Source organism: Fluviibacter sp., assembly GCF_057744235.1.
Genome location: NZ_JBIJFP010000033.1, coordinates 1 through 4193, shown reverse-complemented (window position 1 = coordinate 4193; position 4193 = coordinate 1). Strand labels below are relative to the sequence as shown.

Annotated in this window: 4 protein-coding genes; 3 read left to right on the top strand and 1 reads right to left on the bottom strand. The window is 59.6% G+C overall.

The window, feature by feature from the left end:
- Positions 1 to 717 (top strand): N-acetyl-gamma-glutamyl-phosphate reductase (argC, locus tag AC3GOJ_RS09915; RefSeq protein ID WP_488237308.1); only part of this gene is annotated, 717 nt, incomplete at its 5' end.
- Positions 718 to 819: 102 nt separating this feature from the next.
- A complete protein-coding gene (gene erpA / locus AC3GOJ_RS09910) occupies positions 820 to 1173 on the top strand; it encodes an iron-sulfur cluster insertion protein ErpA (protein ID WP_488237307.1) in 354 nt (117 codons plus the stop codon).
- Positions 1174 to 1402: 229 nt separating this feature from the next.
- Here the strand turns inward: erpA and AC3GOJ_RS09905 are convergent, their stop codons facing one another.
- Complete coding sequence (locus tag AC3GOJ_RS09905; protein WP_488237306.1) at positions 1403 to 2563, bottom strand: anhydro-N-acetylmuramic acid kinase; 1161 nt, start codon at positions 2561 to 2563, stop codon at positions 1403 to 1405.
- Positions 2564 to 2673: 110 nt separating this feature from the next.
- Here AC3GOJ_RS09905 and tyrS point away from each other — a divergent pair, with 110 nt between their 5' ends.
- Positions 2674 to 3876, top strand: coding sequence for a tyrosine--tRNA ligase (tyrS, locus tag AC3GOJ_RS09900; RefSeq protein ID WP_488237305.1), 1203 nt, complete (start codon positions 2674 to 2676; stop codon positions 3874 to 3876).
- Positions 3877 to 4193 lie beyond the last annotated feature (317 nt).

Here is a 4193-nt window from a genome sequence, read left to right as displayed (position 1 = left end):
GATATTCCGACCTGGGAGCAATGGTACGGCATGACGCATGCGAGCCCGGATTGGGTGGCCAAGGCCGTATACGGCCTGCCGGAGATCAACCGCGCCGCCGTGAAGAATGCGCAGCTGATCGCCAACCCGGGCTGCTACCCGACGGCCGTACAGCTGGGTTTCCTGCCGCTGATTGAGGCGGGGGTGGTGGATACGAGCTCGCTGGTGGCGGATGCCAAGTCGGGCGTGTCGGGCGCCGGGCGCAAGGCCGAAGTACATACGCTGTTTGCCGAAGCCGGCGATAACTTCAAGGCCTATGGCGTGTCGGGCCACCGCCATCTGCCAGAGATTCGTCAGGGCTTGTCGGTGGCCGCCGGCAAAGAGGTAGGACTGACGTTTGTGCCGCACCTGACACCGCTGATTCGCGGCATTCATGCCACGCTGTATGCGCGTATCACCAAGGAAGCCGATTTCCAGAAGCTGTTCGAGGATCGCTACCAGGGCGAGGCCTTTGTCGATGTGCTGCCGGCCGGCAAGCACCCGGAAACCCGTTCGGTGCGCGCCTCGAATGTGTGCCGCATTGCCGTTCATCGTCCGCAGGGTGGCGATACGCTGGTGATTCTGTCCGTGATCGATAACCTGGTGAAGGGGGCGGCGGGGCAGGCGGTGCAGAATATGAACCTGCTGTTCGGGCTGGATGAGACCACAGGTATTAACCAGGTGCCGGTGCTGCCCTGATGGGCTGTGACGGTGATCTACATACCCTTGGTTGTTTAGGGGTTTTATTTCCCGGGCTTTGTGCTTAAATAAGGTATCTGACTGTTTTGCTGGAGTATTGCCATGACTGAAGTCGCAGAAGTTTCTACAGAATTTCTAACGTTCACCGATGCCGCCGTTGAAAAGGTGCGTGATCTGATCGCCGAAGAAAACAACCCGAACCTCAAGCTGCGCGTGTTCGTGACGGGTGGCGGCTGCTCGGGCTTCCAGTACGGTTTTACTTTCGATGAAGACGTCAACGACGACGACACGCCCGTTGAAAAGGGCGGCGTTACGCTGCTGATCGATTCGATGAGCTACCAGTATCTGGTGGGTGCCGAGATTGATTACACCGAAGGGCTGCAGGGTTCGCAGTTTGTGATTCGCAATCCGAATGCGACGTCCACCTGCGGTTGCGGCTCATCGTTCTCTGTTTGATTTGCGTCTGGGCTGAGCAGATTGCGTTGTTGCGCTGTGCTCACTCACTCGCCTATCTACCAGATATGTCTCGGTCGTTGCGCGCAGGGCGCCTAGCACTCTGACTCATCCAAACGCAAATCCGCTGTAGGTTCCTAGCGGAGCGTGCGGAAGGTTTGGCGCGATTTCGACGCTTTTTGTAGTCGTTGAGCGCCGGGCCTTCCAGACGCTCCGCCTCACTCGTTCGGTCTCAGGCGGGCGTAATATTGCCCAGAATGCGCGGGCCGGCGGCACCAGTGACCGCGCTCAGATTGCCCGGTAAACCATCGAGGGTCCGCTGCGCCAGCCAGGCAAAGGCCGCAGCTTCGATGATGCTGGGGTCCATGTCGTAGCGGGCGGTGGTGTCCACCGTCATGTCCGGCAACTCATTGGCCAGGGCCTGCATGAGTTGCGGGTTATAGGCACCACCACCGCAGACCAGCAGTTCGACGGCCGGCCCGCAATGATGGCGGACGGCATCGGCCAGGGTGCGGGCGGTAAAGGCCAGGAGTGTGGCCTGGACGTCTTCCGGGCTGAGCAAGTGGGCGTCGGCCTGTGCACGGATCCATTCCAGATTGAATTGCTCGCGACCGCAGCTTTTGGGCGGCGCGGCGACCAGAAATTCGTGTGTGAGCAGCTGGGCGAGCAGTGCCGCGTTGACGGTGCCGTTGGCGGCAAAGTTGCCATCGCGGTCAAATCGTTCGCCGGTGTGCACCTCCACCCAGGCATCCATGAGCACGTTGCCCGGGCCGCAATCGAAGCCGGTGACGCGAGCCTCGGAGCCGGGAGGGGGCAGGTAGGTGAGGTTGGCCATGCCGCCGATGTTGGCGATGATGCAGCCGCCTTTCTGGCGTGCCTGATTAAAGACGCTGGCGTGAAACACGGGGACCAGCGGCGCACCCTGGCCGCCGGCAGCAATGTCGCGCTGGCGGAAGTCGCTGATCACGGTGATGCCGGTGGCTTCAGCCAGTGCATGCGGCGCATTGAGCTGGATCGAGTAGCCGCTGGCGGGTTGGTGACGAATGGTTTGGCCGTGGGCACCAATGGCGGCGATCTGTGCAGGATCGATGCCTGTTTTTTGCAGGAGCGCAGCAATGGCCTGCACGTAGCACTCGACCAGCGCCTGGCCGGCGATCTGGCTGCGGTGCAGTTCGTTCTCTTGCGGGCTCTGCAGGGCGAGAAGCTCCTGGCGCAGGCCGTAGGGCATGGCGATGAAGTGATGGCCGACCAGTATCATGCGGGCACCCGTGCTGGCGTCCTGGCGCATGAGGACAGCATCGACGCCATCCAGGCTGGTGCCTGACATGAGGCCGATGAAGTGGCGCGCGTCTGCGCTGGACGGGTGCGGATCGTTACTCGCGGAAGAATTCAAGCCGGTTCCCCTGTGGGTTGGGTAAAATGTGTGCCGATTGATTACAACTGCAGTCTAACAAAGCTGTTGTCTCGCCGGTGGGCGCGGCAATCTGTTTTCGGAGTCGTATTTTGGAACCACATATCAAGGATGCGCTGGCGCTGATCAAGCGCGGTTCGGACGAACTGCTGGTGGAGGCCGAGCTGGTCGAGAAGCTCAAGAAAGGCCAACCACTGCGCGTGAAGGCGGGCTTTGACCCGACGGCACCCGATCTGCATCTGGGCCATACCGTGCTGATCAACAAGCTGCGTCATTTCCAGGATTTGGGGCATCAGGTGATGTTCCTGATTGGCGACTTCACCGGCATGATTGGTGACCCGACCGGGAAGAACACCACCCGCCCACCGCTGACGCGCGAGCAGGTGGAAGAAAACGCCAAGACGTATCAGGAGCAGGTGTTCCGCATTCTGGATCCGGCCAAGACGCAGATCTGTTTTAACTCGAGCTGGTTTAACGAGCTGGGTGCGGCCGGCATGATCAAGTTGGCGGCGCAGAACACCGTAGCGCGCATGCTGGAGCGCGACGATTTCTCCAAGCGCTACGGTAATAACCAGCCGATCGCGATTCACGAATTCCTCTATCCGCTGTGTCAGGGCTACGATTCGGTGGCCATGAAGGCCGATATCGAGCTGGGGGGGACGGATCAGAAGTTCAACCTGCTCATGGGGCGTGAGCTGCAGAAGCATTACGGTCAGAGCCCGCAGTGCATTCTGACCATGCCGCTGCTGGAAGGCCTGGATGGCGTGAACAAGATGTCGAAGTCGCTGGGTAACTACGTGGGTATCACCGATGCACCGAATGAGATGTTCGGCAAGCTGATGTCGGTGTCCGATGTGCTGATGTGGCGTTATTTCGAGCTGCTGTCGTTCCGCAGCGAAGCCGAGATTGCCAAGTTCAAGGAAGAGATCGCCGGCGGGCGGAATCCGCGTGACATCAAGGTGTTGTTGTGCGACGAGCTGGTAGGTCGCTTCCATGGCGCGCAAGCGGCCAAGGATGCGCTGGCGGATTTCGAGAACCGCTTCCGCCAGGGCGGCATTCCGGACGATATCGCCGAAATGACGATCGAGACTTCGGGGGCGGGTGTGGGCGTGGCCCAGGCACTAAAACAAGCCGGTCTAGTGACCAGTACGTCGGAAGCCTTCCGCCAGATTGACGGGGGTGGCGTGCGTGCCGACGGCGAGAAGGTGGCCGACAAGGCGCTGCAGCTGGCTGCCGGTACGGTGGTGGTACTGCAGGTGGGTAAGCGTAAGTTCGCCCGGGTGAGCGTGGCCTGAAATCCTGAAAAGGCGGATTGACGCCTGTTTGCAGGCTTTTTGAAGAAAAGTGGCCGCAGGGGGTTGCGCCCCGCGAAAACAGTGTGTAAAGTTCGCCCCCTCCTGACGTGATCCGAATCTGTGGATGAGGAACAACACTTCAGGGGCTTGAAATTCGGTTTTGGATCCCAAAATTAAATTTCGTAGTGAAAAGTGTTGACAGAGTAATTTTTGATTGCTATAGTCTCGCTTCTCTGCTGACGGCGACGTTGAGTTGAAGTTAGCGGAACTGATCTTTAACAAATTAGACAACCGATAGGTGTGGGTGTTTACTTGAC